Annotated in this window: 32 protein-coding genes; 24 read left to right on the top strand and 8 right to left on the bottom strand. The window is 33.4% G+C overall.

Going from position 1 to position 26852, the window contains the following annotated elements:
- Positions 1-69: 69 nt before the first annotated feature.
- Positions 70-717 carry a peptidoglycan-binding protein LysM gene (locus tag U6A24_RS08680; protein ID WP_324179564.1) on the top strand — a complete coding sequence of 216 codons (648 nt, stop codon included), beginning with the start codon at positions 70-72 and terminating at the stop codon, positions 715-717.
- A gap of 8 nt (positions 718-725) precedes the next feature.
- Here U6A24_RS08680 and U6A24_RS08685 read toward each other — a convergent pair whose 3' ends face one another.
- The 3 genes from U6A24_RS08685 to dnaA form a co-directional block, all read right to left on the bottom strand.
- Positions 726-1454 carry an SAM-dependent methyltransferase gene (locus tag U6A24_RS08685; RefSeq protein ID WP_324179565.1) on the bottom strand — a complete coding sequence of 243 codons (729 nt, stop codon included), beginning with the start codon at positions 1452-1454 and terminating at the stop codon, positions 726-728.
- A gap of 103 nt (positions 1455-1557) precedes the next feature.
- The gene (locus tag U6A24_RS08690) at positions 1558-2022 is read right to left on the bottom strand and encodes a low molecular weight protein-tyrosine-phosphatase (RefSeq protein ID WP_324179566.1); all 465 of its coding nucleotides are present in this window, start codon (positions 2020-2022) and stop codon (positions 1558-1560) included.
- Positions 2023-2039: 17 nt separating this feature from the next.
- Positions 2040-3467: a chromosomal replication initiator protein DnaA gene (dnaA, locus tag U6A24_RS08695; RefSeq protein WP_324179567.1), complete on the bottom strand. Its 1428-nt coding sequence runs from the start codon at positions 3465-3467 to the stop codon at positions 2040-2042.
- Between the two features lie 198 nt (positions 3468-3665).
- On the opposite strand from dnaA, the gene U6A24_RS08700 reads away from it, so the two are divergent.
- Entirely contained in the window at positions 3666-4079 is a 414-nt protein-coding gene (locus tag U6A24_RS08700; RefSeq protein WP_324179568.1) for an acyl-CoA thioesterase, read from the top strand.
- Here U6A24_RS08700 and U6A24_RS08705 read toward each other — a convergent pair.
- Genes U6A24_RS08705 through U6A24_RS08725 form a run of 5 tightly spaced genes read right to left on the bottom strand, consistent with a single transcriptional unit; the run spans position 4068 to position 7665 of the window.
- Entirely contained in the window at positions 4068-4682 is a 615-nt protein-coding gene (locus U6A24_RS08705; protein WP_324179569.1) for an IMPACT family protein, read from the bottom strand. The two genes, U6A24_RS08700 and U6A24_RS08705, sit on opposite strands and share 12 nt — an antisense overlap.
- A gap of 10 nt (positions 4683-4692) precedes the next feature.
- Entirely contained in the window at positions 4693-5562 is an 870-nt protein-coding gene (locus U6A24_RS08710; RefSeq protein WP_324179570.1) for a DMT family transporter, read from the bottom strand.
- Complete coding sequence (locus U6A24_RS08715) at positions 5559-6167, bottom strand: HAD family hydrolase (protein WP_324179571.1); 609 nt, start codon at positions 6165-6167, stop codon at positions 5559-5561. The genes U6A24_RS08710 and U6A24_RS08715 overlap by 4 nt, the downstream gene beginning before the upstream one ends.
- On the bottom strand, positions 6160-7203 hold the full coding sequence (gene ribD / locus U6A24_RS08720) for a bifunctional diaminohydroxyphosphoribosylaminopyrimidine deaminase/5-amino-6-(5-phosphoribosylamino)uracil reductase RibD (protein WP_324179572.1): 1044 nt from the start codon (positions 7201-7203) through the stop codon (positions 6160-6162). The genes U6A24_RS08715 and ribD overlap by 8 nt, the downstream gene beginning before the upstream one ends.
- Entirely contained in the window at positions 7204-7665 is a 462-nt protein-coding gene (locus U6A24_RS08725; RefSeq protein ID WP_324179573.1) for a hypothetical protein, read from the bottom strand.
- Positions 7666-7794: 129 nt separating this feature from the next.
- Here U6A24_RS08725 and U6A24_RS08730 point away from each other — a divergent pair, with 129 nt between their 5' ends.
- From U6A24_RS08730 to U6A24_RS08835, 22 genes are all read left to right on the top strand, one after another.
- Positions 7795-8283 (top strand): GNAT family N-acetyltransferase, encoded by a 489-nt coding sequence (locus U6A24_RS08730; RefSeq protein ID WP_324179574.1) that lies wholly within the window; start codon positions 7795-7797, stop codon positions 8281-8283.
- Positions 8284-8294: 11 nt separating this feature from the next.
- Positions 8295-9155 carry a peptide chain release factor N(5)-glutamine methyltransferase gene (gene prmC, locus U6A24_RS08735; RefSeq protein ID WP_324179575.1) on the top strand — a complete coding sequence of 287 codons (861 nt, stop codon included), beginning with the start codon at positions 8295-8297 and terminating at the stop codon, positions 9153-9155.
- Between the two features lie 3 nt (positions 9156-9158).
- Positions 9159-9749 (top strand): LOG family protein, encoded by a 591-nt coding sequence (locus U6A24_RS08740; RefSeq protein WP_324179576.1) that lies wholly within the window; start codon positions 9159-9161, stop codon positions 9747-9749.
- Positions 9750-9892: 143 nt separating this feature from the next.
- Positions 9893-11887, top strand: coding sequence for an NAD-dependent DNA ligase LigA (ligA, locus tag U6A24_RS08745; RefSeq protein WP_324179577.1), 1995 nt, complete (start codon positions 9893-9895; stop codon positions 11885-11887).
- Positions 11884-12570, top strand: coding sequence for a lysoplasmalogenase family protein (locus U6A24_RS08750; RefSeq protein ID WP_324179578.1), 687 nt, complete (start codon positions 11884-11886; stop codon positions 12568-12570). Before ligA ends, U6A24_RS08750 begins: the two co-directional genes overlap by 4 nt.
- 131 nt (positions 12571-12701) lie before the next feature.
- A complete protein-coding gene (locus U6A24_RS08755; protein WP_324179579.1) occupies positions 12702-13253 on the top strand; it encodes a hypothetical protein in 552 nt (183 codons plus the stop codon).
- A gap of 162 nt (positions 13254-13415) precedes the next feature.
- Complete coding sequence (locus tag U6A24_RS08760; protein WP_324179580.1) at positions 13416-14111, top strand: hypothetical protein; 696 nt, start codon at positions 13416-13418, stop codon at positions 14109-14111.
- 379 nt (positions 14112-14490) lie between these two features.
- The gene (locus U6A24_RS08765; protein WP_324179581.1) at positions 14491-14877 is read left to right on the top strand and encodes a hypothetical protein; all 387 of its coding nucleotides are present in this window, start codon (positions 14491-14493) and stop codon (positions 14875-14877) included.
- Between the two features lie 229 nt (positions 14878-15106).
- Complete coding sequence (locus U6A24_RS08770; protein ID WP_324179582.1) at positions 15107-15649, top strand: hypothetical protein; 543 nt, start codon at positions 15107-15109, stop codon at positions 15647-15649.
- 118 nt (positions 15650-15767) lie between these two features.
- Positions 15768-16289 carry a DUF6913 domain-containing protein gene (locus U6A24_RS08775; RefSeq protein ID WP_324179583.1) on the top strand — a complete coding sequence of 174 codons (522 nt, stop codon included), beginning with the start codon at positions 15768-15770 and terminating at the stop codon, positions 16287-16289.
- A 1-nt stretch (position 16290) separates the two neighbouring features.
- Positions 16291-17166: a 4-hydroxy-tetrahydrodipicolinate synthase gene (gene dapA, locus U6A24_RS08780; protein WP_324179584.1), complete on the top strand. Its 876-nt coding sequence runs from the start codon at positions 16291-16293 to the stop codon at positions 17164-17166.
- Between the two features lie 12 nt (positions 17167-17178).
- Complete coding sequence (locus tag U6A24_RS08785; protein ID WP_324179585.1) at positions 17179-18120, top strand: ion channel; 942 nt, start codon at positions 17179-17181, stop codon at positions 18118-18120.
- Positions 18121-18240: 120 nt separating this feature from the next.
- Positions 18241-19035, top strand: a complete 795-nt coding sequence (locus U6A24_RS08790) for an outer membrane protein assembly factor BamD (protein ID WP_324179586.1) — start codon at positions 18241-18243, stop codon at positions 19033-19035.
- A 15-nt stretch (positions 19036-19050) separates the two neighbouring features.
- Entirely contained in the window at positions 19051-19383 is a 333-nt protein-coding gene (locus tag U6A24_RS08795; protein WP_324179587.1) for a DNA-directed RNA polymerase subunit omega, read from the top strand.
- A 4-nt stretch (positions 19384-19387) separates the two neighbouring features.
- Positions 19388-20599: a bifunctional phosphopantothenoylcysteine decarboxylase/phosphopantothenate--cysteine ligase CoaBC gene (gene coaBC, locus U6A24_RS08800; RefSeq protein WP_324179588.1), complete on the top strand. Its 1212-nt coding sequence runs from the start codon at positions 19388-19390 to the stop codon at positions 20597-20599.
- Entirely contained in the window at positions 20592-21479 is an 888-nt protein-coding gene (gene porD / locus U6A24_RS08805) for a type IX secretion system protein PorD (protein WP_324179589.1), read from the top strand. Before coaBC ends, porD begins: the two co-directional genes overlap by 8 nt.
- An 81-nt stretch (positions 21480-21560) precedes the next feature.
- Positions 21561-23216 carry a DNA repair protein RecN gene (gene recN, locus U6A24_RS08810; protein WP_324179590.1) on the top strand — a complete coding sequence of 552 codons (1656 nt, stop codon included), beginning with the start codon at positions 21561-21563 and terminating at the stop codon, positions 23214-23216.
- Between the two features lie 60 nt (positions 23217-23276).
- Positions 23277-23846 carry a Crp/Fnr family transcriptional regulator gene (locus tag U6A24_RS08815; RefSeq protein WP_324179591.1) on the top strand — a complete coding sequence of 190 codons (570 nt, stop codon included), beginning with the start codon at positions 23277-23279 and terminating at the stop codon, positions 23844-23846.
- A 74-nt stretch (positions 23847-23920) separates the two neighbouring features.
- On the top strand, positions 23921-24373 hold the full coding sequence (locus tag U6A24_RS08820; RefSeq protein ID WP_324179592.1) for a carboxymuconolactone decarboxylase family protein: 453 nt from the start codon (positions 23921-23923) through the stop codon (positions 24371-24373).
- Positions 24357-24788: a DoxX family protein gene (locus tag U6A24_RS08825; RefSeq protein WP_324179593.1), complete on the top strand. Its 432-nt coding sequence runs from the start codon at positions 24357-24359 to the stop codon at positions 24786-24788. Before U6A24_RS08820 ends, U6A24_RS08825 begins: the two co-directional genes overlap by 17 nt.
- 156 nt (positions 24789-24944) lie before the next feature.
- Positions 24945-25763 carry an enoyl-ACP reductase FabI gene (locus U6A24_RS08830; RefSeq protein WP_324179594.1) on the top strand — a complete coding sequence of 273 codons (819 nt, stop codon included), beginning with the start codon at positions 24945-24947 and terminating at the stop codon, positions 25761-25763.
- Positions 25764-25847: 84 nt separating this feature from the next.
- Entirely contained in the window at positions 25848-26852 is a 1005-nt protein-coding gene (locus tag U6A24_RS08835) for a glycosyltransferase (protein WP_324179595.1), read from the top strand.

Here is a 26852-nt window from a genome sequence, read left to right on the forward strand (position 1 = left end):
TATATTTGCACGGCAAAAATTTAAGTAGGGGGGACCATTTTTTTGAGTGGCTACTTAGAAATTTTTTATATGATAAAGAAGATAATAAGTTTATCTATTTTACTTACAATTGGGGGGATACTTTTGTTAAGTTTTACTACAAAAGAGAAAGCAGATTTTAGTTCATATAGTACTGCAGGGCTGGATCTTTATTACGTTGCTCCTAATTTTAATGAAATCGAAGACGAAGGTGCTACTTATGTTACTCCAGAACTTGGGAAATCGTATTTGGGGTTTAAAGAAGCAGTTGCTTTTAAAGAATCAAGAGGAGATTACGGTGTTGTAAATCAATTCGGATACATGGGAAAATACCAGTTTGGTAAAGGTACTTTGGATTTAATTGGAGTAAAAAACATAAGTAGAAATGATTTTCTTGCTAATCCGGTGCTTCAAGAGAAAGCATTTTACGCATACCTTTCCAGAAACAAATGGGTTTTACGACGAGATATAAAATGGTTTGTTGGTAGAACCATGAATGGGGTAGAGGTTACGGAATCTGGAATTCTTGCTGCTGCGCATTTAGGTGGGCCAAATGCTGTAAAAAGATATTTAAGAAGTGGCGGAGTTGATGGTTTTGCAGATGCGTTCGGAACTACAATTCGTTACTACATGAAAAGGTTTGGAGGGTATGATACCTCTTATGTGGTTCCTAATAGGAAAGCAAAAGTCGAATTGTAGATAGCTTATTAATCTCGTTGTATAATGTAAATAGTTGGTCTTTTATGGAGGTCAACTTCTTTTTTTTTCCATTCTTCGATTGTTTTTGTTGCTATGAACTCGGTGGTAAGAGTGATGTCACAAGCAATACAAAGACGTGTGTTATTGTGTAAAATAGATATTAAATCGGCAAACATCTTGTCATTTCTATAAGGTGTTTCTATAAAAATTTGCGCCTGATTTTTCTCTAATGATGTTTTTTCTAAATATTTAATTGTAGATTTCCTCTCATTTTTATCTATAGGTAAGTATCCATTAAAAGTGAAGTTTTGACCGTTCATTCCGCTGCTCATCATTGCTAACAGGATAGAGGAGGGGCCAACCAGTGGTGTTACCGGGATTCCTTTTTCGTGAGCTATACGTATTACTTCTGCTCCAGGATCAGCAATTCCAGGGCAACCGGCATCCGATAGTAATCCTATTGACTCTCCGTTAAGGCAAGGTGTTAAATAACTGGGTATCTCAGATACATCGGTGTATTTGTTTACCGTGTGGATAACAAGGGAGCGTTGAGATTTACTTGGACTTACTTTTTTTATAAATCTACGAGCCGGTTTTTCATTTTCTACAATGTAATGATTAACCTGTTCTAATACCTTTTTTATAGATATTGGAAGTACTTCTAGGGGTACATCATCTCCTAATCGTGTAGGTATTAAATATAGCTTTCCTTTGGGATCTAGGGGTTTAAGTTCCATAGGGAGACTGTTGTTTGATACTTGTTATGGTTAAATTTGTTTATTAGTAATGTGTAAGCAATAACACAAATCTAAATATACGAAAACTTTACATCTGAAAAAGTTAATATAGATTCTCTAGTTTATTAACGATGTTATCACATGCTTTATTGAGCATTTGATAAACATCTTCAAATCCTTGTTCTCCACCATAATATGGATCGGGGACATCTAGATTATCATTGGGATAGAGTTCGTTAAGGATTAACTTCACTTTATTAATTTCTTGATCTGTTTTGGCTAGCTTTAAGATATTTTCATAATTAGAGTTGTCCATGGCGTAGATATGATCAAAAATTTGAAAGTGATTGGTGTTGAATTGAGCAGCTTTTTGATCTGTGATGTCAATGCCATATTTTTTTCCGATAGCAATTGATCTTTGATCCGGTTTGTTTCCAATATGATAACTGCTTGTTCCACAAGAATCTACAATATACTTATTAGCGTCCAATTTTGACTTCAAGATACCTTCTGCCAATGGTGATCTACAGATATTACCAAGGCATACCATTAAAATTTTGATTTTCATTTTGAAGAAATATATTGCTATAAAGTAAGTTTCTTTCCTAGGTCTTCAACATATTTTCTGAATTGCTTGTCTGTAGAAGATAGGTTATCTACAGTTTTGCAGGCATGAAGAACTGTGGCATGGTCTCTTTTTCCGATTTGTGTACCTATACTAGCCAAAGATGCTTTGGTGAGTTTTTTTGCAAAGAACATAGCAAGCTGACGTGCTTGTACAATATGGCGCTTACGTGTTTTGGATTGCAAAGTTTCTACATCCATTTGGAAATAATCGCTTACAACTTTTTGGATATAATCAATAGAAACCTCACGCTTTGTGTTCTTTACATAATTATCAACTATAGCTTTTGCCAAGTCGATGGTAATGTCCTTTTTGTTAAAAGATGAGTGTGCTATTAATGAAATAATGGCCCCTTCAAGTTCGCGGATGTTAGTTTTGATATTGTTTGCCAGAAATTCAACAATCTCTTCAGGCATTTCAACACCATCTCTATATAGTTTGTTTCTGATTATAGAAACACGTGTTTCAAAATCTGGTTGGTGTAATTCGGCAGATAATCCCCATTTAAAACGTGAAAGTAGCCGTTGTTCGATATCTTGCATGTCTACAGGCGCCTTATCGCTAGTTAGGATAACTTGCTTTCCGTTTTGGTGTAAATGATTGAATATATGAAAGAATACATCTTGAGTTCCAGCTTTACCAGATAATAGTTGTATATCGTCAACGATTAATACATCTATGATTTGATAAAAATGAATAAAATCATTTCTATTGTTCTTTTTTACAGATTCTATGTATTGTTGTGTAAACTTTTCTGCAGATATATACAGAACTGTCTTTTCTGGATAGTTGTCTTTAATGTTTACTCCAATTGCATGTGCCAAATGTGTTTTTCCAAGGCCCACTCCACCAAAAATAAGTAATGGATTAAATGATGTGCCTCCTGGCTTATTGGCAACAGCCATTCCTGCAGAGCGCGCTAATCTATTCGAGTCTCCTTCAAGAAAATTTTCAAAATTATAACTTGGATTAAGTTGGGATTCTATCTTAACATTCCTAATTCCGGGAATAACAAATGGATTTTTTAACTCTGGATTTTTGCTTTTAATAGGAACATCAACTTCCTGAGAATTTACTGAAGTGCGATTTGCACTAGGAATTTTTTCGGTAAATGGTTTTTTGTTACCGTAGGTGTTTTCCATTTTAATCACATAAACCAATTTTGCATTTTCCCCTAGCTCGCGAGTAAGAGAAACCTTTAAAAGGTTTACATAATGTTCTTCCAACCATTCATAAAAAAACTTACTTGGTACTTGAATACTAAGAGCGCCATCCGTAAGTTTTACAGCCTTGATCGGTTCAAACCAGGTTTTAAAAGCTTGTGGTGTTATATTGTCTTCTATAAAAGATAAACAATTATCCCAAACTGATTGCGCAGTTACATTCATTCGAGTGGTTAGATTTACTATTTTTCTGTTAAGTTATTAAAAAGAAATTGTTGAAAAACTCCTTACTGTTTTTGCTTGACAAATATGTGAACAAAAAATGTAAAAAAAAAACGATTTTGGGGTTGAATTTTAATTATTTTTTTTGCATAATTTGATAGTACTACTTTTAAAAATGTTAATAATCCTTGATTTAAATATATGCTAATCAACTCAGAAACAAAACTAAATGTGCGATATTCCGAAACCGATCAAATGGGCATCGTCCATCACGGAAACTACGCTCAATACTTAGAGTTAGCGAGAATTGATTGGTTATCCCGATTAGGAATTTCCTATAAATCAATGGAAGAAAATGGTATTATGCTTCCTGTGTTTACTTTAGACCTTAAATTTAAGAAATCTGCGTTCTTCGACGATGAATTGACTGTTAAAACTTCGTTGAGGAAAATTCCTACGGTTCGAATTGTTTTTGATTACGAAATTTTTAATCAACATCACGAATTATTAACAATTGCTTCTACAACCCTGGTCTTTGTTGATGGTGAAACAAGAAAACCAATCCAATGTCCTCCTTATTTATTAAAAAAAATAAAAAAACCATTAACTTTCTAATTTGTCAATTTTTACTTCATACAACGGGGAAAAAACCTCTTTTATTTTGTCTGCGACTTTTTTTCTTACAGAAATATAAATTTTACAGTTCAGCTCGAGCTCTTGCTTTGTAATAGTTAAATTATGTTCTTTTATAATTCGCATTACCTTATTCATGTCTTTGTATTCAAAAGTGATAAGATAATTAATATTAATGGTTTTTTCTACAATTTTAGACGCTTCCAAGGCTAATTGAGCTGCAGTTTTGTATGCGTTTATTAACCCTCCAACACCTAATTTAACACCTCCAAAGTATCGCACTACGACAATTAAAATATTAGTAATATCAAAGGATTGTATTTGGCCATAAATAGGTTGCCCGGCAGAATTAGAAGGTTCTCCATCGTCATTTGTGCGATATCTAATATTTTCGGTACCTATTTGCCAGGCATAACACCAGTGTCTTGCTGAATGATGTTGTTTTTTGAGTGCTTCTATAATTGATTTGGAATCTTCTTCTGTAGAAATGGGGAATGCATATCCAAAGAATTTGCTATTACGGTCTTTGAAAAGCACTTCTTCTCCGGGGGTAATAATTGTGTTGTATGTGTCTTTTGTTTCCAAACAAGTAGTATTATATAGAAAATGCTACCAAAACAATACTTAGTATTGCCAGTATAATGCCAATCCAGTTTTTCAATGTTAAGTTTTCTTTGAAAAATAAAATACCGGCAAGAGTAGAGACCAAAAGTATGGCTACGTTATTAATGGTAAAGACGGTAGAGCTGTCCATGTTGTCGTGCCTTAATGCTTTTATTAAAAAATAAATTGAAAAATAATTAGGGACACCCAAACCGATACCGGCAATTATATTCTTTAAAGAGATCTTTAAAGTACCCGTTATTCTTTTGTATAACAAAGTAAAAAGCCCTACAATTGCCGCAAAGCCAAAGATAGTGGCCGAAAAAATAGGGACATCATTTTTTGAAACATGATGTGTTTCAAAATATTTTAGACTGGTGTCTATAATTCCGCTGCCAATAAATACCAAAAGCGGAAATATTAGTGTTTTTTTTGTGATTGATACACCTTCGCCGGTTTTCATAGAGGTAAGATATACTGCTGCAAGAGCAATAATAATCCCTGTCATTTTTAAGATTCCTGTACTTTCTTTATACACTATGATGCCAAATATAATAGGGATGGCTAAACTCATTTTGGTGGCTACTGCAGCAACCGATAAACCATTTCTTTGAGTAGTAATCGCCATTAGGTTAAATACCGATATAAAAATTATCCCCAAAACCATGGCTCCATAAAACCAACCTTGCTTTGTTATGGTTGTTATTTCTACAGGTTCTGTATAGGCTATGATTCCAGATATAAAGGCAACAACATAATTTACAATAATAGCTTGTAAAGTGTCTACATTGTATTTAGAGAAAAGTTTGAAAATTATAAAAATCAAACTTGAGGCTAGGATGCTTAGAATAAGGTAAATCAAAATAAATCAGATTTTATAGTAAACAGGTTAGTGATATCTTCAGTTTTAGGGTTGTTGTTCCATGTATGAATCCCAAGTTTGGCTGCAGAATCAGTATTTTCTTTGGTGTCATCGATGAAAATGGTTTGATGTGACTGGATATTGTTTTTTTCTAAAACAAATTCAAAAATATCCGTATTAGGTTTCCTTAGGTATATTTCATGTGAAAGATAAAACTCATCAAAATAGGATTTAAAAGTTTCATAAAATGAAATATTCTCTTTGATCCAAGTAATATGTAATTCATTGGTGTTACTTAAAAGAATAAGTTTATAGTTTTGTTTTTTTGCCAGGTTCTCTAGAAAATTTAAGCGATATAATGGAAAATCAAGTAAAATAGCGTTCCAGGCTTGGATAAGATCTTGTTTTGAAGCTTTGGGTAGTACTTTTTGATAGGCGTCAATGAACTCTAATGTAGAAATTTGTCCCATCTCATAAAGGTCGTTAACTTCCTTTACTACGGCTGTAATTTGAAAATCACCTAGTTTTAATAGTTCTTTATATGTTGCTGTTTTGTCCAGATTAATAAAGACGTCACCAAAGTCAAATATTATATTCTTAATCATTTCGATATGTCTTTAATGTGTCATTCATTATTTTACGTTCAGAAACCAATCTTCCATTAATCACAGGGGATTTAATTCCCATTCCGAAAGAAAGATTTCCTTCAAAAACACGAGCTTCATCCCAAATTTTTTGATTGACAAATGTATTAATAGTAACAGCGCCTCCCTCGATAATTACCGATTGGATATTGTAACGATAAAGAATGTCGCAAATTTGGTCAACCTCATTGTTTTTTTGATCAATTACTTCGTAAATAATGTTTTTGTTGTTTTCTTTTTTAAATTCTTCTGAAGTAATTATTATTGTTTGTGTAGTTTGGTCAAGGACATTGGATGCTTTTGGGATTTTTCCAAACCTGTCTATGATTACTCTTATAGGATGGGGTCCGTTCCAGTCTCGAGTTGTAAGAGTGGGATTGTCTTTTACAACAGTTTGGTTGCCAACTAATATAGCTTGTTCTTCTGCACGCCATTTATGTACAAGTTGCCTGGAATATTTATTTGTTATCCAGACCGGTTCTCTTTTTTGAGTATTTAAAGGAGCTATGAAACCATCTTTAGTCTTGGCCCATTTTAAGATAATATAAGGGCGTTTCTTGGTATGAAAAGTGAAAAACCTCTTGTTTAATTCGTGGCTTTCGGTTTCTAATACACCCACAACAACATCGCAGCCGGCATTTATTAATTTTTGTATGCCTCTTCCTGATACTTTCGCAAACGGATCAATAGTAGCGATTACGACTTTTTTAATTCCTTTTTCTATGATAAGATCACTACAAGGAGGAGTTTTTCCGTAATGACTACAGGGTTCTAAGCTTACATATATAGTAGCGTCTTTAAGAAGCGATTGATTTTTAACAGATTGAATGGCGTTTACCTCGGCATGAGGTTTGCCAGCCTTATAATGCCAACCTTCGCCAATAATCTTATTATTATAAACAATAACACTTCCAACCATAGGATTAGGATAACATGTTCCTGAGCCATTTTTGGCTAGTTGCAGGCATCGTTGTATGTAAATGTTATGCGTGTCCACTTATTTTATGCTTACCTTTTGTTGTTTGTTTATTTGATAAGGATAAGAAAAACTCCCTAGGTGATAACGTATTGTTCCTTCATATTTTATATCAAGAGAGTCGGTTTGGATTACTTTTAAGACACTTCCAAGAAGACTTTTTTTGTTTTCTTCATAAATTTTCGAAAGAGAAAAAGTGCCTTCAAGCGGGATCGCGAATTCACTTTGCGAGGGAACATTAAACTCTTGAGCAGAAATTGCGCCTACTTCAATGTTATCAACAAAAACAAGAACGCTATCAATCGAAAGTTTGCCTTTTAAGTGGTTTGGATTGTTGAAAATAGCATCTGCTTTTAAGGTTACATTGCGCAATCCTATGTTCTTAACCTCAAGGTTGTCAACATATTTAAACTTCGGTTTTTCCGAAAAAGTACATGCTGTAAGTAGCACAAATATTGTTGATAATAATAAAAAATTCCTCATTGATTCCTTGTTAGATTTAGCGTATATTTCAATGTCGTTATAAAGATTAATCTTTTAGTTAAAAACTATAAATAACCTTTAAGATCATATTTATCTAAAGTAAAGGGCAAAAGTAGTGTTTAAAATATAATGGAGGCAATAAAAATCCGAACAATAAAACGGGAAGATAACCAAATAATTGCAGCAGTAATTCGATCTGTTTTGATTGAAATGGGAGTCCCTAAAGTAGGTACCGCTTATGAAGATAAAGCATTGGATATGATGTTTGAAACCTATGGCCAGGTGAGGAGCTCCTATTTTGTTATCGAAGAAAATGGAAAAGTAATAGGTGGTGGGGGTATAGCTCCTCTGGAAAATGGAGATGCTGACACTTGTGAACTACAAAAAATGTATTTTTTACCTAAAGCTAGAGGTAAAGGCGTTGGGCACAAGATGATTAATGTATGTTTGGATTTTGCTAAGAATCAGGGCTACGTTAAGTGCTATTTAGAGACTATGCCTTATATGAAAGCAGCAAGAAAGTTATATAAAAAGATGGGTTTTGTGGAATTAGAAGCCCCGCTTGGAAATACCGGGCATTATAGTTGTCAGGCATGGATGATAAAAGAATTGGATTAAAATAAGTAACGTTGAAGGTTAAAGATATTCGAGCAGATTTTACTGATTCTTTAATAGAGCTTTATGAGCCAGAAGAGGTTCTTTCTTTTTTCTATATGCTTTCAGAAAAAATTTCAAATTTAACGAGAGTAGACGTGGCAATACATCTTGATAAAGAATTGCCTCAGGAAGAAATAAAGGAATTTGAAAAAGCCAAAAAAAGACTCAAAGACCAAGAGCCCATTCAATACATCTTGGGTGAGACTCATTTTTATGGTTTACCTTTTATGGTCAATAAGAATGTGCTTATACCAAGGCCTGAAACAGAAGAGCTTATTGATTGGATTCTTAAAGATCAAAAGGGTAATCGTAGTACTTTAAAAATTCTTGATATTGGTACCGGTAGTGGTTGTATAGCGATTTCACTTGCCAAAAATTTACCAAATGCCAAGGTGCAGGCTATAGATATTTCAGAAAAAGCGATTGAGGTGGCAAAAACGAATGCAAAAAGAAATAAGGTTTCTGTAAAATTTATTCATCAAGACATTTTAAAGACAGATAATTTGTCTGAAGATTTTGATATCATAGTTTCTAATCCCCCTTATGTAAGAGCGTTAGAGAAAAAAGAGATAAAACCTAATGTTTTGAATAATGAACCACATCAGGCTTTATTTGTATCAGATATTGATCCGCTTATTTTTTATGAAAAGATTACAAATTTGGCAAAGAAAAGGTTATCAGCTATAGGAGTATTGTATTTTGAAATTAATCAGTATCTGGGGCCTGAGACTGTGGGTGTGATTAATAAAGTTGGGTTTGATTTGGTAGAGCTGCGTAAGGATTTATATAATAATGAGCGAATGATACGAGCAAGTTTAACCAAAAATATATAAGGTATGAATAAATTGAATTCTATTTGTGTTTTTTGTGGAAGCAGTGAAGGGAATGATACCAATGTAATTTCTGAAGCCTTTTTATTAGGTGAGAAACTGGCAGAACGGGATATTACTCTTGTGTATGGAGCCGCCAAAATTGGAGTTATGGGAGAAGTTGCCAAGGGTGCTATGAAACATAAAGGGAAGGTTGTAGGGGTGATCCCAGAGTTTCTTAAACTTAAAGAAGTAGTGCACCAGGGATTGAGTGAGTTGATCACTACAGATAATATGCATCAAAGAAAGATGAAGATGCATGAACTTAGTGATGGGTTCATAACCCTCCCGGGAGGATTTGGAACTCTTGAAGAGCTTTTTGAAATTATTACATGGTCCCAGTTGGGGTTGCATCAAAAACCTATTGGATTGCTAAACACTGGTGGATTCTATGACCATCTTTTAGGTTTGCTTGAAAATATGGTAAGAAGAGGGTTCTTGAAAATGGAAAATTATGATTTATTGTTGGTTGATGATGATATCGACCGATTAATAGAAAAAATGAAAACTTTTAAACCTGTAGAGGTGCCAAAATGGTTAAAACTGGATAGAACCTAAGAAAAGATCTTCGGGGTTATAAAAATGTTATAAAATATTCAGATTGCTGCTTGAAGCATTCTTTTATAAATTTAGATTAGATTTTTAGAATCATAGAAATGTTATCACTACCTATATTGTAGTGCGAAAATGGGAATTAAAACATGAATACAGAACAACAAATTAATCAATTAAGGGAAGAATTACGTCAACATAACTACAATTACTATGTTTTAGATGCGCCTACTATAAGTGATTACGACTTTGATATGAAACTCAAAGAGCTTCAAAAACTGGAAGAGGAGCATCCAGAATTTTATGATTCTAATTCACCTACACTAAGAGTTGGAGGTGAGGTAACCAAAAATTTTGAGACTGTAGTTCATGAACATAGAATGTATTCATTGGATAATTCTTATTCGAGAGAAGATTTGTTGGATTGGGAAAAACGGATTAAAAAATTAGTTGACGGGGAGGTTAATTATACTTGTGAGCTCAAATATGATGGAGCATCAATAAGTTTAACCTATGAAAATGGTGAATTAATAAGGGCGGTTACTCGAGGAGATGGAATTCAGGGAGATAATGTTACCACCAATGTAAAGACCATTAGGTCGGTTCCTTTAAAGTTAAAAGGAAATTTTCCTGCAAAATTTGATATTCGGGGAGAGATTGTTTTGCCTTACGACGGTTTTGCAAAAATGAATCAAGAGCGCTTGGCAGCGGGAGAAGAGCCGTATGCTAATCCCCGCAATACAGCTTCGGGAAGCTTGAAACTTCAAGATAGTAGTGAAACGGCAAAACGTCCTTTGGATTGTTTACTATATAGTATCAAAGGAGATCGATTAGGGATAATTACTCAATACGAAAATTTAGAAAAGGCTAGGCAATGGGGGTTTAAGGTGCCAGTAGAATCAAAATTGGTACAATCTATAGATGAGGTTCTTGAATACGTTGCGTATTGGGACGAGCATCGTCATGATTTACCTTATGAGACCGATGGTGTAGTGATCAAAGTAAATGATCTTCAGCAACAAGAAGAATTGGGGTATACAGCCAAAGCACCAAGATGGGCCATGGCATACAAGTTTAAAGCAGAGCAAGCTTCAACTGTTCTTCAGGAAATCACGTATCAAGTAGGTCGTACCGGGGCAATTACACCCGTTGCTAATCTTGATCCGGTATTATTGGCGGGTACTACTGTCAAAAGAGCTTCGTTGCATAATGCCGATCAAATAGAGAAACTGGATATACGTGTAGGAGATACAGTTTTTGTAGAAAAAGGAGGTGAAATTATTCCAAAGATTATTGGTGTTGATTTTCAAAAAAGAGATCAAAGCTCTGTGCCTACACAATATATACATCAATGTCCTGAATGTGGTACCGAGTTGATTCGAAAAGAAGGAGAAGCCCAGCATTATTGTCCTAATTACCAAGGGTGTAATCCTCAGATTATTGGGCGTATTCAGCATTATATTTCCAGAAAAGCAATGGATATCGAGGGGCTTGGGGGTGAAACCGTTGCTTTGTTGGTGAATGAAGACCTGATAAAGAATTATGCAGATTTATATGAACTGAAAAAAGAACAAGTCATTCCATTGGAACGAATGGCTGAGAAAAGTGCAGATAATCTTATTGTGGGCATACAGAAGTCTAAAGAAATTCCTTTTGAACGGGTATTGTTTGCTCTGGGAATTAGATATGTAGGCGAGACTGTAGCCAAAAAATTAGCAAAGCATTATAAATCGATTGATGCTATTATGACAGCTTCAGAAGAAGAGCTTGTAAATGTAGATGAGATTGGCATTAAAATAGCGCAAAGTGTCAACGAATTTTTTACTTCTGAAGAAAATGAAGCTTTAGTCAATAGATTAAAAAATTACGGGGTACAGTTAGAAATTTCAGCAGAAAAACTAGCGAACCAAACCGATACTCTAAGTGGTCAAACTTTTGTAGTGTCTGGGGTTTTTGAAAAAGTGTCTCGTAACGAGCTTAAAAAATTAATAGAAGATAATGGGGGTAAGGTCTCAAGTTCAATTTCTTCCAAAACAGCTTATGTTGTGGCAGGACAAAATATGGGGCCAAGCAAATTAGAAAAAGCAAATAAATTAGAAGTACCCATAATAAGTGAAGATGAATTTCTTGATAAGATAAAATGAGGATAAGAACACTTATTAAAATATTGCTAATAATAACAGGTGGGCTTTGTGTTCTATGTACGGCTTTGCAATGGACAGAATTGGAATTCTATATAAAACCAACTACTGTGCCTTTGTTTTTTATGTTGTACTGGTTTAGTGTGAAAAAAACTGATAGTTTGTTTTTGATAATCTTATTATTATGCTTTTTAGGAGATATTTTTCTGTTGGTTGATATAAATAATAGTTTTGTGTATGTGCTTTTAAGCTATACCATTTGCTATTTGATATTGTTTTATTATTTGTATAAAAATTATACTCCTGTCGATTATAGTAATGTAGACATTATTTATTTAGCTGTTTTTTTTGTGGCATGGACCTATATAGCTTATGAAATTTATGATGCTACTCAAGGAACAATGGATGAAATTCGACCTTATGGTGTGAGCTATTTGATCATATTGTATTTGCTTTTTATTGGTGCCGTTTTTCAGTATGTGAATATAAGATCATCTCAATCTCTTTGGTTTTTAATAGCTGTTTTAAATTTTGTGATTAGTGATTCATGTTTTGCACTAAATAGGTTTTATATACCGGCAATAGAATTTGAGATTATAAATTCTATTTATCAATTGTTGGCTGTTTTTTTTCTCGTACAGTTTAAGATTTCTAGCCCTACTTCGCTTAAGTTAAAGAATATATGATACCTCAATTTTTTAACGGTTTTTACTTGTTTTTGAAATTTAGTATATTGTGTAAAGGAAATTACACAATTGTTAATCAGGGGAGTATTCAAAATTAAGTAGTGTTAATCTTTGGATACAAGTAAAATTTAATGAATGGAGAAAAATTACTAAAATTTCTTATCTCGTTTTTTGTTATTGGTCAAGTGCTGGGGTTTGTGTTAGAGAGTGTTTTTTTATCTGCTTATTCTGGTGTAATTCTTATAGGGCTATTAATGTTATCATATATAGTTGGTACTAAAAAAGTAAGAGTCTTTCATCTTGTAGTTCTTCTGTTGCTTTTTTTTGGAGGATTGTTTGAGTTTTTTAATGGTGAAAACAATTTAAGGAGCCTGATTGTTATTAGAATAAGTGTATTTGTGTTGCTATTTTATTTCCTGTATTATAACCATAAATCATTTGTTTATAATAGTAGGGATATTTTTACATTGATATTGGGAACGCTGCTGTATACGGTGATCTTTTTTATGATATATAAGGCTCTTAAAGATGGGATGGGAGATTTGCATTTGCTTGGTTTTCTTCATCTGTTATTGCTTTATGTTTTGGTGATTATTGGAGCAATGTACTATATAAATAAGGTCAGAAAAATCGTTATGGTTTTTTTATCAATGCTCAATTTTGCGTTTGGAGATTACATGTGATTAATAGATCGGTTTTACCTTGAATCACACGAGTTAAAGATTTTGATGTTGATTTGTGATTCGTTAGCTATGATTTTTTTGATTAATTATATGGTTACAAGGTCTTTGAAGTTAAAATCGGAAGAATTTGAAGGGTTCTAATTTGTATAAAACAAAAAACACTTGAATATCAAAAAGTTTACATATCAATTATTTTATATAGCAAGTTTTTTTGTGCTGCTTGTAGTGGTTTTTGCAAACGAATTGCTTATTTACTTTAAACCTCCTGTAATCATTTCTTTATGTTTGTTGTATGTTGTAAATTCAGAACATAACAATTATCTGGTTGTGCTTAGTTTGCTTCTTATTTTGGTGTGTGAAGTGTTGTTTTTTAAGGATTACCGGGGTAACTTTAAAACCGTAAACATTCTTCTTTCTCTATATTATTTGTTTAATATCATCTTGTTGTGGAAAAGCTTACAAATAATCAAAATTAGATTCAAAAAGGTTTTTACCGTACAGCTTTTAATTTCAATGGCTTTGATTGGTTATGTTTTGTATTCGGTAGTAGAGCTTATAAAGCCTCAAATCAGAGAACAGAGCAGCTTTCTTGCTATGTTAATTGTTTCTTTTACAGCATTTATAGGGGTATGTTATTATATATACCTAAATAGTAAGACTGTGGTGAGCTATTCATTAATGGTGGCTGCATCGTGTTTTTTGATTTCGAATATTGTGACAGCCTTAAACAGGTTTTATATATACTTGGATGTTTTTACTGTGATCACAACGGTGGTTCAAATTTTCGGACAATTTTTTCTTATTAAATTTTTTATAGAACAACATGAATTAACACCAAATGAAGATGATTATTTTTAGAACATTAGTTGATTGTAATTAAGAATCATATAGTTAATTTTTTATGTAAAATCTGGTTTTTTTGAAAAAGATGAATATTACTTATTGGATTTTTTATATCACCTTTTTGTTAGTTGTGTGTGTGGCTATTTTTTTTGATAAAGCACTTCTAATATATACAAAACCAATAGTTAATTTATCTCTAATCATACTATACCTTGCATCGGTTAAGAAAGTTAATTACTTGTTTCCCTCAAGTATGATTATAATTATTACGATAGATATCTTTACCTATATCGATTTTTTAAAACATTTTGAGATTATAGCTGTTCTAATCACAGTCTTCTATGTTTTCTGTATTTTACTATTGAGAAAGTTTATTTCCAAAGAGGATCTGAAAGTGAAAAAACTAATGTCTTCTCCAATGATTATTGGTGTTGTTTTGGTATTTTATGTTTTGTATTCTATCGTTCAATTAACTTTACCCAGAGTCGATAACTCTATAGAATATGTAGTTTTTATTGTTATCAGTATGCTCGCTTTTTCAGCATTTAGTTTTATTATCTATGTGTCTGATAGGTATGAAAAAACACTCTATTTATTTATCGCAGCAAGCTGTACAATATTTGTAGATGCACTATTGGCAATCAACGAATTGTATTATTATAATAGGGTTTTTACTGTACTTGTTAATATTGCAGAAGTATTTGGGCTCTATTTTTTTGCAAGCTTTTTTATAGAAACAGAACCCAAGAATTCAACCTTAAAAGAAGATAGCTTTTTTTGAGATTAGGTCTGTTTTTTTAGGAAGAATTATGTTAATTTACCTAAACAAAACAATTCTTGTAACAGGCTTGAGGCAAACAAATATTACATATTTACCTTTTTATGTTTCTTTTTTGATAGTTGTATTTGTGGCTGCCTTTTGGGATAAAGAAGTGTTAATGTATTTCAAACCACTGATTCCTATATCTTTAATTTTATCATATGTCAAATCAGTCAAAGAGATAAATGTTATGTTTCCAATTTGTATGCTAGCATTAGCAGGAGCCAATATTTTTGTTTCTATTGATTTTGTTGAATACTATAATTTTATAGCGTTGTTTATAATAACGCATTACATTCTGTGTGTACTTCTGTCCAGAAAGTTTATTTCCAGGAAAGATATTAGATTAAGTAAGTTCACGTCACCACCAAGATTAATAAGTATAATGCTCATTGTATATTTGATGTTTGCTATTTCAGAATTGGCTTTACCGCAAATTAAAGATTCTGTTGTGGTGGTTGTCATAGTGGTTGCTAGTATGATTTTATTTGTTGTGACGAGCTTTTTTATCTATTTGGCCAATAGATATGAGAAAGTTATTTTTCTTTTCATAGCTGCATGTTGCGCATTATTCATAAATGGGCTTTTAGGGTTGAATGAATTGTATTATTACAATAAGATATTTACTGTTCTTATTAATATAGCAGAAGGAATAGGCGTGTATTTTTTTACAAGGTTTTTTATAGAAGCAAAACCTGTGAATAATGATTTTTTAAATGAAAAATATTTCTAAAATTTGAGAGTTGTAGATATGTTATGCTGATTTTCAGCGTTTTTGTTTTTCTTGAAGTTGTAGAGGTGATTTTAAAATGTAAAATGGCTACATTTGTGGCTTCGTAATCTTTTTGTAAATGATTTTAAAGGGTCTTAAGAGAAATGCCATAAAGAAAAGTATTGAAGCTAGTCTTGATAAAAGAAATGCTTCTTCACAGCATATCTCTAATCTTAAAACTCTTGCAGTTCTTATTGATGCTTCTTATTCTGTCAATATTTTATCATTGGTTAAGTTGGCTAATGAGTTAGGTGTATCACCCAACAATTTGAAAATAATGGGGTACAAAGAAGATAAAGAAGTAGAAGACGATAAAGATGCGGCATACTACAATGACAAGAGCTTTGGAGTGAATGGAGCCATTAAAAGTCGATCGTTACAGGAGTTTGTAGGAAAGGATTATGATGTTTTAATAAGTTTTTATGGGGAAGATAAAATAGAATTAAATTATGTGGCAGCTGCTTCAAATGCCAAGTTAAAAGTTGGTTTTGCCAATGTAGATAATCGTATTAATGATTTAATCATAGGAGCGACTGTAAATAATCCTAATCTCTTTATAAAAGAACTTAAAAAGTATTTAAAAATTTTACAGGTTATATAAAATGAGTGGTTTTCTTAGAGGAACGGGTGTAGCATTGGCTACTCCTTTTAATAAAGATGGTTCGATTGATTATCCAGGAGTTACATCCTTGGTCGAATATTGTATCAAAGGAGGTGTTGATTATTTGGTGGTTTTGGGGACAACTGCCGAGTCGGTTACTTTATCAAAAGAAGAAAAGCATACATTAGTTAATCATATAGTAAAAACAAATAATAGTAGACTTCCTTTGGTGATTGGTATTGGAGGAAATAATACGAATGCAATCCTGCAAGAGATTAAAGAGACAGATTTATCGTATTTTGATGCGATACTTTCGGTAGTTCCTATGTACAATAAACCAACTCAGGAGGGAATTTTTTATCATTATCAGCAAATAAATGATGTAGTCCCAATACCTGTGTTGTTATATAATGTTCCATCAAGAACAGGTACAAACATGACTGCAGAAACTACTTTACGTCTGGCACAACTTAATAATATTATAGGTATTAAAGAAGCTGTAGGAGATTTTACTCAAGTACTTAAAATTATTAAAGATAAGCCAAAGGATTTTCTAGTTATATCTGGAGACGATGCCTTGGCATTACCTGCTGTTGCCGCAGGAGGAGATGGTGTTATTAGCGTTATTGGTCAAGGTTTTCCTCAGGAATTTTCAAAGATGATACGATTAGGCTTAAAAGGAGAAACCGAGAAAGCATTTTCGATATTGTATAAACTTCTACCGGTACTAGAGTATGCTTTTGAAGAGGGTAACCCAGCCGGTATAAAGAATATTTTAAAAACAAAAGGAGTTTGTGAAGATTATCTTCGTTCACCCCTGGTTTCGGTTTCTGGGGATTTGGAAAGGAAAATAAAAAACTACATAGAGGCTTTCTAATTTTTACTGGCCATGGCTAAAAAAATAAAAGATCCAGGGATCGGGAGAAGCTCGAATAAGCGTGCTAAACGTTTTATTAATCATGATGGGTCTTTTAATATTAAGCATATTAATAGACCAAGTTCCTTGTCAGAGAGTTATGAGTATCTCATAAATATAAGTTGGACAAGGTTTTTCTTGTGGGTGATATTGGGATATACTCTAATCAATACCTTATTTGCGATTGTTTATACAATGTTGGGAATCTCTCATATTGTTGAACCTACAGGGAATATTTTTAAAGACTTTTTAAATGCGTTCTTTTTTTCGGCACAAACTATTACCACAGTAGGGTATGGAGCTATGGCGCCAAAAGGACTTCTTTTTGGTGTGATATCTTCTTTTGAAGCTTTGATAGGGTTGTTGTGCTTTTCATTTATTACAGGGTTGTTGTATGGAAGATTCTCTAGGCCTCGGGCAAATATTCAGTTTAGTGATAGTATTATTTTAAGAAAACATAATGATGAAGATTGTATTATGTTTAGGCTTATGAGTAGAAGTGTTAATGTGATGATAAGACCTAGAATAGAGGTTACCTTGGCGATATCTCAAAAAGACAAAACAGGAAAATATACGAATAGCTTCTATAACTTAAAATTGGAAAGAAGTTCTATAACCTACCTTCCAACAACTTGGACCATAGTACATCCTATAAACGATTCAAGTCCTTTGAAAGAGTTTCGAAAAGAAGAGTTGTCAAAGCTTAATGGTGAGATCTTGCTGTTGGCAAGTTATTATGATGAGTCTTTTGCTCAAGAAGTACATCAGGTGCACTCCTATGTTTTAAAAAATTTAAAGTTTGATCATAAGTTTGTCCCGGCATTTTATTATGACGAAGACGGATATACGATTCTTGATCATAACAAACTTAATCAGACCTCTACCACGCCAGGTGATTCAACTTTTAAATCCTGAAAATGGTATTTAAACCTTCGGATCCTGCAACATAGAGAGAAATATTCGGTTATTAATTGATGAACTAAAGTTTTTGTAATACGTTAGAAATATATATTTTTGCCAGATGTTTTTTTATATATGAAGAGATTATTCTATTTACTTGTTTTTTTATTACTCTTGGGGTCTTGTAGTGAATACCAAAAAGTCTTAAAGGGTGAGGATGTTGGTGCCAAATATAAAGCTGCCGAAGCTTTGTATAAAGAAGGGAAGTATAAAAAAGCATTAGTTCTTTTTGAGCAAATTGTCCCTCAGTATAGAGGAAAGCCGCAGGCTGAAAGAATAATGTATTATTATGCTGATACATATTATCAGCTCGAGGATTATTATTTGTCTGGTTATCAATTTGAAAGATTTGCTAAGTCTTATCCTAAAAGTGATAAAAAAGAGGAGGCATCATACAAAGGAGCCAAAAGTTATTATTTCTTATCACCAAGGTATACATTGGATCAGGAAGAAACAACAAAAGCAATAGAAAAGCTTCAGGAGTTTATAAACGTTTATCCTGAAAGTGAAAAGACCAAAGAAGCCAACCAACTTGTAGCAGAACTAAGGGAGAAAAAGGAACAAAAAGCCTATGAAATAGCAAAGCAATATCATCATAGGGAAGATTATAAAGTCGCAATAGCAGCATTCGATAATTATCTGGTAGATTATCCAGGTTCGGTTTTTAGAGAGAAGGTATTATATTATAAGCTTGAATCTGAGTATCTTTTGGCAATTGGTAGTTATGAAAGACTTGTAAAAGGGCGTTTAGAGACAGCACAGCAGTATTATAACAACTATAAGAAGTATTACAAAACCGAAGGCGAACTTATAGAGAAAGCAGACGAAATAGGAACCGATATAAAGGCAAGACTAGAACAATATAAATAAGAAAAAAAGTAGAAGATGGATTTGAAAAAAAGCAATGCACCTGTAAACACAACGACTATCGACAAAAACCTTGTTGATCAACCTACAGATAATATCTACGAAGCAATTTCAATTATATCAAAAAGAGCCACTCAAATTAATACAGACATCAAGAAAGAACTTCTTGAAAAGCTTGATGAGTTTGCTACTTATAATGATAGTTTAGAAGAAATTTTTGAAAACAAAGAGCAGATTGAAGTTTCCAAATTTTACGAAAGATTACCTAAGCCACATGCTTTAGCTGTTCAAGAATGGTTAGAAGATAAAATCTATCATAGAAACACAAAAACAGACACAGAATCTCTATAAATCTATGTCTATATTAAGCGGTAAAAAGGTTTTAATCGGTGTCACCGCTGGTATTGCTGCATATAAAACTGCCGCCTTAGTTAGGCTTTTTATTAAAGCCGGTGCAGAGGTAAAAGTAGTAATGACCCCGGCAGCAAAAGATTTTGTTACACCACTTACATTATCCACATTGTCAAAAAATCCGGTGCTTTCCTCTTTTTTTGATGAAGAAGATGAAAATGCAGTTTGGAATAACCATGTGGATTTGGGACTGTGGGCCGACTTAATGATTATTGCTCCGGCCACAGCCAATACCTTATCGAAAATGTCATCTGGGGCTAGTGATAACTTATTGCTTGCAACATATTTATCTGCAAAATGCCCTGTGTATTTTGCTCCTGCGATGGATCTTGATATGTACAATCATCCATCTTCTCATAATACTTTTCAAACACTACAAGAGTTTGGTAATATTATGATTCCTGCAGAGTCTGGGGAGCTTGCAAGTGGGTTGGTAGGGAAAGGAAGAATGGCAGAGCCAGAAAATATTATTGACTTTATAGAAAACGATATTCTTGGAAAACTTCCACTAAAAGGCAAAACAGTACTAATTACTGCCGGGCCTACTTTTGAAGCAATTGATCCAGTAAGATTTATTGGAAACCACTCTAGTGGTAGAATGGGGATTGAACTAGCCAAAGCCGCTGCAAATCTTGGAGCAAATGTGCAGCTTGTGTTAGGGCCGTCTTCATTAAGCGTAAGTCACAGTCAAATAGAAGTTATCAATGTGGTAAGCGCCAAAGATATGTATCAAGCTGTTGTTTCAAATTATAAAGAATGCGATATTGCTATAGCTTCTGCAGCAGTTGCAGATTATAGACCAAAATATGTTTCTGATCAAAAAATCAAAAAAGCAGATTCAGACTTTTCTATAGAACTAGAACGTACCCAAGATATTCTTAAATGGATGGGTAGTGAGAAGAAAGATCAATTTTTGGTTGGCTTTGCTTTAGAAACACAAGATGAAGAAGAGAATGCCAAGAAAAAATTGAAAGGTAAAAATCTAGATTTAATTGTTCTTAATTCTCTTAATGACAAAGGGGCCGGCTTCAAGGGGCAGACGAATAAAGTGACTTTGATTAATCATAAATTAGAAACTAAAGCGTTTGATTTAAAAACAAAGGCAGAAGTGGCCAAAGATATATTCAACGAAATTAATCTGCTTAAAAATGAATAAACTCATATTACTTTTAGTGCTTATATTAGGCGTTAATGCATCTGCACAAGAATTTAATGCCAAAGTTGTGGTAAATGCAGAGCAAACAGGAAACCCTAATCTACAAGTGTTTACAACACTTGAGCGATCACTAGCAGAGTTTATTAATAATACCAAATGGACATCCAAAGATTATCGAACAGAAGAACGTATCGATTGCAGTTTTTTTGTTACGATTACAGGGTATGATAATGATGCGTTTAATGCAACGTTGCAAGTGCAAGCATCCCGACCAATATATGGGTCCAATTATTCGACATCAATTTTTAATGTAAATGATAGACAATTCAATTTTACCTATCTCGAATTTCAACCATTAAATTATAATCCAAATAATTTTGAGTCGAATCTTATCTCGGTGGTGTCGTTTTATTTGTATATGATTCTTGGGGTTGATGCAGATACTTTCGAATTAAATGGAGGAACAGAATATTATGAAGAGGCTAAAAATTTAGTAGGTAACGCACAAAGTAGTGGTGCTCTTGGGTGGAATGCGCAAGATGGAAATCAATCTAGGTTTAGATTAAACGATGATTTACTTTCAGGAACATTTGATGGTTATAGATCTGCAATGTATACCTATCACAGACAGGGTTTAGACGTTATGTATAATAATGTAAAAAAAGGGAAACAGACAATTACTCAGTCTATGGAATCTCTTGAAAAAATGCATAATGTACGACCTAATTCATATATAATGCGAGTGTTTTTTGACGCTAAAGCTAGCGAGATTTCTAGTATTCTTTCAGGCGGTCCCTCAGTAAACATTGCTGAAACAGTTCAGATCCTTAACAAAATTGCTCCAACATATACAGATAATTGGAAAGATATTAAGTTTTAAAAAATGATATGAACAGATAAAATCTTTTTAAAACTATATAGTATATTTACTTCCTAATAAACAATAAAACTTTTCGGTCCTTTGCTTAGAGGTCTTTCTATAAAAAACTTTGCATTAATAGAACAACTGCAGGTAACTTTTGATACTGGTTTAATTACCATTACAGGAGAAACTGGTGCAGGAAAATCCCTATTACTAGGAGCTTTGGGGTTGTTGCTAGGTAAAAGAGCAGATTTAAGTAGTGTTAAAGATAGTTCACAAAAATGTGTTATCGAAGGAAGTTTTAGCATTAAAGCATATGATCTTGGTTCTTTTTTTGAAGAGGAAGAACTGGATTATGATGATGAAACAATCATTAGAAGAGAAATTCTGCCTTCTGGTAAATCTAGGGCATTTATTAATGATACTCCCGTTACGCTTCAGTCTCTTGCGAGTTTGGGAGTGAAACTAATTGATATTCATAGCCAGCATCAAACATTGGAGGTTACTTCAAATGATTTTCAGTTTGAAGTTTTGGATGCGTTGGCCGATGCTGATCACGAAATTGAATCATACAAAAGAGGATTAAAACTTCTGAAAACAAAAGAAAAAGAAGTAAATACTCTTATAGAAAACCAAGAAAGTTTTACCAAAGAATATGATTATAATTCTTTTCTGTTTAAAGAACTGGAAGAAGCTAAACTTAAGAAAGACGAATTAAGTGAGCTGGAAGAACGTTATGAGAAACTCAATAATATTGAGGAGATCCAAGAACGGTTGTCAGGTTCGGTTTCTATAATTTCTGGAGAAGAAATAGGAACCTCTGATCAGTTAAACACTGTAAAGAATAACCTTTCCAAAATAGAATCATATTCCAAAGTTTTAAAGGATCTTTCAGAAAGAGTTGAGAGCATTTATATAGAGCTTGACGATATTCAGACTGCTTTGGTTGATGAACTGGATAAGCTCGAAGCAGACCCTCAACAACTAGAAGAGGTTAGCCAGAGATTACAACTATTGCATAACCTTCAGGTAAAGCATAGTGCTTCAGGAATCGAAGAACTTATTCAATTAAGAGATGAGCTTCAGGAAAAAGTCTCAAAAACCGAATCTTTATCTGATGATATTGAAAAGCTGAAACAGGAGATCAGTACTATTCAATCTCAATTAGACGAAGTGGCAAAAAGGATTCATGAAAAGAGAAAGAAAGCCTTGCCAAAACTGGTTGCTGAACTTGAAAATATCCTTAAGGCTCTAGGGATGCCTAATGCCAATTTTAAAACTTCAGTCACCTTAGAAGAAAAATATTTATCTAACGGAAAAGAAAAGCTAGAATTCTTGTTTTCGGCCAATAAAGGGGGAGCATACGGAGAACTTAAAAAAGTTGCATCTGGAGGTGAGTTATCAAGAATTATGATTGCAATAAAGGCTATTTTATCTAGATATGAACAGCTTCCAACTATAATCTTTGATGAAATAGATACGGGAGTGTCTGGAGAAGTAGCTCATAAAATGGCAGATTTGATGATGAGAATGAGTAAAAACCTTCAGGTTTTTAGCATTACACACTTGCCACAAATTGCTGCCAATGGTCAAAGTCACTACAAGGTGTATAAACAAGATATAAATAATACAACGGTTACCCAGCTTAGGCTTCTTAATGAAGAAGAACGCGTTAGGGAAATTGCCGAAATGATAGGGGGTAAAGATATCTCAGACTCTGCATTAACTCATGCAAAGTCTTTGCTACAAGGTTGAATTGATGTACGCTTCAAAATTTGGATTTTTTAATTGTAACCCTTAGATAACGCCATAATTATGGATGATAATCTACTGCAATATATTAGAAGGTATATAGATATTTCAGATTCAGAATTTCTAGTATTTAGTTCCTATTTGTCTACTTTAAATCTTAAGAAAAGGGAACAATTGTTACGAAGTGGGGATATTTGTCGTGCCAGATATTTTATTACCTCGGGTTGTTTACGATTGTATTATATCGATCAAAAAGGACATGAACAAATTATGCATTTCGGGATAGAGAACTGGTGGTTAACAAATTATGATAGCTTACTCAATAAGATACCATCACATTTAATTATCGAGGCAGTAGAAAAGACACAAGTACTAGAGTTAAAAGAGGTATCGCTTCAAGAATTGTATCGAAAAATACCCAAAATGGAGCGGTTTTTCCGAATCATTATGGAGCGAACCTATATAGCAACACAACGAAGAATTGAGTTTATGTATAGTATGTCGGGCGAAGAAATTTTTAAAGGTTTTATTGATGCAAATCCTGAATTTGTACAACGAATACCTCAGTATATGCTTGCTTCATACCTCGGTATTACTCCAGAATATTTAAGTTTTTTAAGAAAAACTCCATGACCTACTTTTCTTAAGATATCTTATTTTTTTTCAAACTACACCCAGGTAATTTTGACTCATATAAATAAAATAGTATGGAACGAATTACCTATAATGAATTGCCTAAAGGAATGTTTGACTCTTTAAGAGAGATCGAGGAGTATTTAAAAAACTCTCCACTTGATTTTAATCTTCTTGAATTAATAAAACTAAGAGTTTCACAATTAAATGGATGTGCATATTGCCTGGACATGCATCATAAAGAGCTTAAGCATCATGGAGAAAATGATGTGAAATTATCCCTTTTATCTGCTTGGGAAGAAACAGATTTTTTTACTGATAAAGAAAAGGCAGCGTTGTCGTTTGCCGAAGCGTTAACCATGATTGATCATCGATCTTTGCGTGACTCTATTTTTGAGCGACTCGAAAAGCACTTCAGTAAAACAGAAATATCGTATTTGAGTTTAACGATTACTCAAATTAACACATGGAACAGATTGATGAAAGTGTTCGGTTTTAAAGCAGGGTATTATGAAGTTGCTAAGTAAGTATGAAATTCCCGATATAGTTTTGTTAGATTATTTTTTGAGATTTTCAATAGCATTAGGTTTTCTGTCTGCAGTACTGGATCGATTTGGATTTTGGCCGGAAAGCGTATCGGCATGGGGGAATTGGGAAAATTTTGTGAATTACACGGGGGTACTTAATCCTTGGTTCCCTTCAGTATTAATACCTTTTATTGCTATTTTAGCGACTGTGACCGAGGTAATTTTCTCATTATGTTTGCTTATAGGATATAAAAAGGCTTTAGCTGCAAAAGCAAGTGGTGTTTTGTTGCTTATGTTTGCTGCTGCAATGATTATAAATACTGGGGTTAAGGGGGTTTTTGATTATTCAGTTTTTATAGCGTCGGCCGCTGCATTTTCTTTAAGTTGGTTATCAAAAAGCATATCCAATGAATAATGATCATAAAAACTAGAAGTAATTTTTCAACTTTTCAAATAAAATACTAAGTTTTGATTTTCTTTATTTCGGACTAAAATTCATTTTGTTTAACTCTGGTTTAAGCTGTTTTGTTATCTTTACCGCTCGTATAACTATACTTTAATTTATAACTAAATGTCACACAATTTATTAAAAGGTAAAAGAGGGATTATTTTTGGAGCGTTAGACGAAAGTTCTATCGCCTGGAAAACTGCCGAGCGTGTATTTGAAGAAGGAGGAAGTTTTGTACTTACCAATGCTCCTGTTGCCATGAGAATGGGGGCTATTAATACTTTGGCAGAAAAGACAAATTCCCAGGTTATACCTGCAGACGCCACATCGGTAGAAGATTTGGAAAACCTTGTAGAGAAATCAATGGAAATTTTAGGAGGTAAAATAGATTTTGTTTTACACTCCATAGGTATGTCTGTAAATGTTAGAAAAGGGCGTCACTATACCGATCTTAATTATAATTATAGTGAAAAAGGCTGGGATGTATCGGCACTTTCTTTTCATAAAACCATGCAAACATTGTATAAGAAAGATGCAATGAATGAATGGGGAAGTATTGTTGCTTTGACCTATATGGCAGCACAGCGCGTGTTTCCTGATTATAATGATATGGCAGATAATAAAGCTTATCTAGAGTCTATCGGGCGTAGTTTTGGATATTTCTTTGGAAGAGATAAAAAAGTACGTGTGAATACGATTTCTCAATCCCCTACACCTACTACAGCCGGAAAAGGAGTGAAAGGTTTTGATGGATTTATTGAGTATGCCGATAAAATGTCTCCGTTGGGTAATGCAACTGCAGACGAATGTGCTGATTACACCGTGACACTGTTCTCGGATCTTACCAAAAAAGTAACATTACAAAATTTATATCATGACGGAGGTTTTTCTAATATGGGAGTAAGCCAATTGGTTATGGATAAATTTGTAGACGAAGAATAAAATCGTTTAAAACGATTAGATAGTATAAACTGAAGAATCCCATTCTTGAATAGAAATGGGATTTTTCTTTTTTATTTTTGCGACATGAAACCACACTTTTCTTTTATTGTACCAGTATATAATAGACCTAACGAAATTGATGAACTGCTGCAAAGTATGTTGGCTGTAAAATATTCAAGAGATTATGAAATTGTTATCATAGAAGATGGATCAACTGAAACATCAGAGCAGGTGATAGAAGGGTTTAAAGATAAATTATCAATTAGTTATTATAAAAAACCTAATACTGGGCCTGGGGATTCTCGTAATTATGGTATGCGCAAGGCAAAAGGAGATTACTTCATTATTTTGGATAGTGATGTAATACTACCACTAGATTATTTAGAAAAGGTCGATTCGTCTTTAACAAAACAGTTTGTACACTGTTATGGTGGGCCCGACGACGCACATAAGAGCTTTTCAAACCTTCAAAAAGCTATAAGTTATAGTATGACATCATATCTTACTACAGGAGGGATCAGAGGTCGTAAAAATACGATGGGTAAGTTTCAGCCCCGTAGCTTTAATATGGGATTGTCAAAAGAAGCTTTTGAAGCTTCTGGAGGGTTTGGGAATATCCATCCAGGAGAAGATCCGGATCTTACCATTAGACTTTGGAAACTTGGGTATGATACAGCTTTGATCCCTGATGCTAAAGTATTCCACAAAAGAAGAATTTCATGGAAAAAATTCTATATACAAGTCAATAAATTTGGGTTGGTACGACCAATTTTAAATCTATGGCATCCAGAGACAGCCAAGGTTACCTATTGGTTTCCAGCACTTTTTCTAGGGTACTTAGTTTTTGCAATGATTACTGCGTTATTTGGACTCTGGTATTTCATGGCGCTTTTAGGGTTATACTTCATGCTCATTTTTTTCGGAGCCACCTTTGCTTATAAAAATTTTTCTATAGGCATGCAGTCTATTCTAGCAGTTTTTATTCAATTTTATGGATATGGAAAAGGATTCCTAAAATCTTATTATTATATTCATCTACGTAAAAAAGTCCCCGAAAAACAATTTGAGGCATTGTTTTTCTCAAAGTAA

The organism is Aquimarina gracilis (assembly GCF_035285365.1).
In the GTDB taxonomy this organism is placed as follows: domain Bacteria; phylum Bacteroidota; class Bacteroidia; order Flavobacteriales; family Flavobacteriaceae; genus Aquimarina; species Aquimarina gracilis.

Coding starts and splice junctions, on each gene's coding strand:
- U6A24_RS08680 (WP_324179564.1), top strand. CDS start 70: ATGATAAAGAAGATAATAAGTTTATCTATTTTACTTACAATTGGGGGG.
- U6A24_RS08685 (WP_324179565.1), bottom strand. CDS start 1,454: ATGGAACTTAAACCCCTAGATCCCAAAGGAAAGCTATATTTAATACCT.
- U6A24_RS08690 (WP_324179566.1), bottom strand. CDS start 2,022: ATGAAAATCAAAATTTTAATGGTATGCCTTGGTAATATCTGTAGATCA.
- dnaA (WP_324179567.1), bottom strand. CDS start 3,467: ATGAATGTAACTGCGCAATCAGTTTGGGATAATTGTTTATCTTTTATA.
- U6A24_RS08700 (WP_324179568.1), top strand. CDS start 3,666: ATGCTAATCAACTCAGAAACAAAACTAAATGTGCGATATTCCGAAACC.
- U6A24_RS08715 (WP_324179571.1), bottom strand. CDS start 6,167: ATGATTAAGAATATAATATTTGACTTTGGTGACGTCTTTATTAATCTG.
- U6A24_RS08725 (WP_324179573.1), bottom strand. CDS start 7,665: ATGAGGAATTTTTTATTATTATCAACAATATTTGTGCTACTTACAGCA.
- U6A24_RS08730 (WP_324179574.1), top strand. CDS start 7,795: ATGGAGGCAATAAAAATCCGAACAATAAAACGGGAAGATAACCAAATA.
- U6A24_RS08740 (WP_324179576.1), top strand. CDS start 9,159: ATGAATAAATTGAATTCTATTTGTGTTTTTTGTGGAAGCAGTGAAGGG.
- ligA (WP_324179577.1), top strand. CDS start 9,893: ATGAATACAGAACAACAAATTAATCAATTAAGGGAAGAATTACGTCAA.
- U6A24_RS08750 (WP_324179578.1), top strand. CDS start 11,884: ATGAGGATAAGAACACTTATTAAAATATTGCTAATAATAACAGGTGGG.
- U6A24_RS08755 (WP_324179579.1), top strand. CDS start 12,702: ATGAATGGAGAAAAATTACTAAAATTTCTTATCTCGTTTTTTGTTATT.
- U6A24_RS08770 (WP_324179582.1), top strand. CDS start 15,107: ATGTTTCCAATTTGTATGCTAGCATTAGCAGGAGCCAATATTTTTGTT.
- U6A24_RS08775 (WP_324179583.1), top strand. CDS start 15,768: ATGATTTTAAAGGGTCTTAAGAGAAATGCCATAAAGAAAAGTATTGAA.
- dapA (WP_324179584.1), top strand. CDS start 16,291: ATGAGTGGTTTTCTTAGAGGAACGGGTGTAGCATTGGCTACTCCTTTT.
- U6A24_RS08785 (WP_324179585.1), top strand. CDS start 17,179: ATGGCTAAAAAAATAAAAGATCCAGGGATCGGGAGAAGCTCGAATAAG.
- U6A24_RS08790 (WP_324179586.1), top strand. CDS start 18,241: ATGAAGAGATTATTCTATTTACTTGTTTTTTTATTACTCTTGGGGTCT.
- U6A24_RS08795 (WP_324179587.1), top strand. CDS start 19,051: ATGGATTTGAAAAAAAGCAATGCACCTGTAAACACAACGACTATCGAC.
- coaBC (WP_324179588.1), top strand. CDS start 19,388: ATGTCTATATTAAGCGGTAAAAAGGTTTTAATCGGTGTCACCGCTGGT.
- porD (WP_324179589.1), top strand. CDS start 20,592: ATGAATAAACTCATATTACTTTTAGTGCTTATATTAGGCGTTAATGCA.
- U6A24_RS08815 (WP_324179591.1), top strand. CDS start 23,277: ATGGATGATAATCTACTGCAATATATTAGAAGGTATATAGATATTTCA.
- U6A24_RS08820 (WP_324179592.1), top strand. CDS start 23,921: ATGGAACGAATTACCTATAATGAATTGCCTAAAGGAATGTTTGACTCT.
- U6A24_RS08825 (WP_324179593.1), top strand. CDS start 24,357: ATGAAGTTGCTAAGTAAGTATGAAATTCCCGATATAGTTTTGTTAGAT.
- U6A24_RS08830 (WP_324179594.1), top strand. CDS start 24,945: ATGTCACACAATTTATTAAAAGGTAAAAGAGGGATTATTTTTGGAGCG.
- U6A24_RS08835 (WP_324179595.1), top strand. CDS start 25,848: ATGAAACCACACTTTTCTTTTATTGTACCAGTATATAATAGACCTAAC.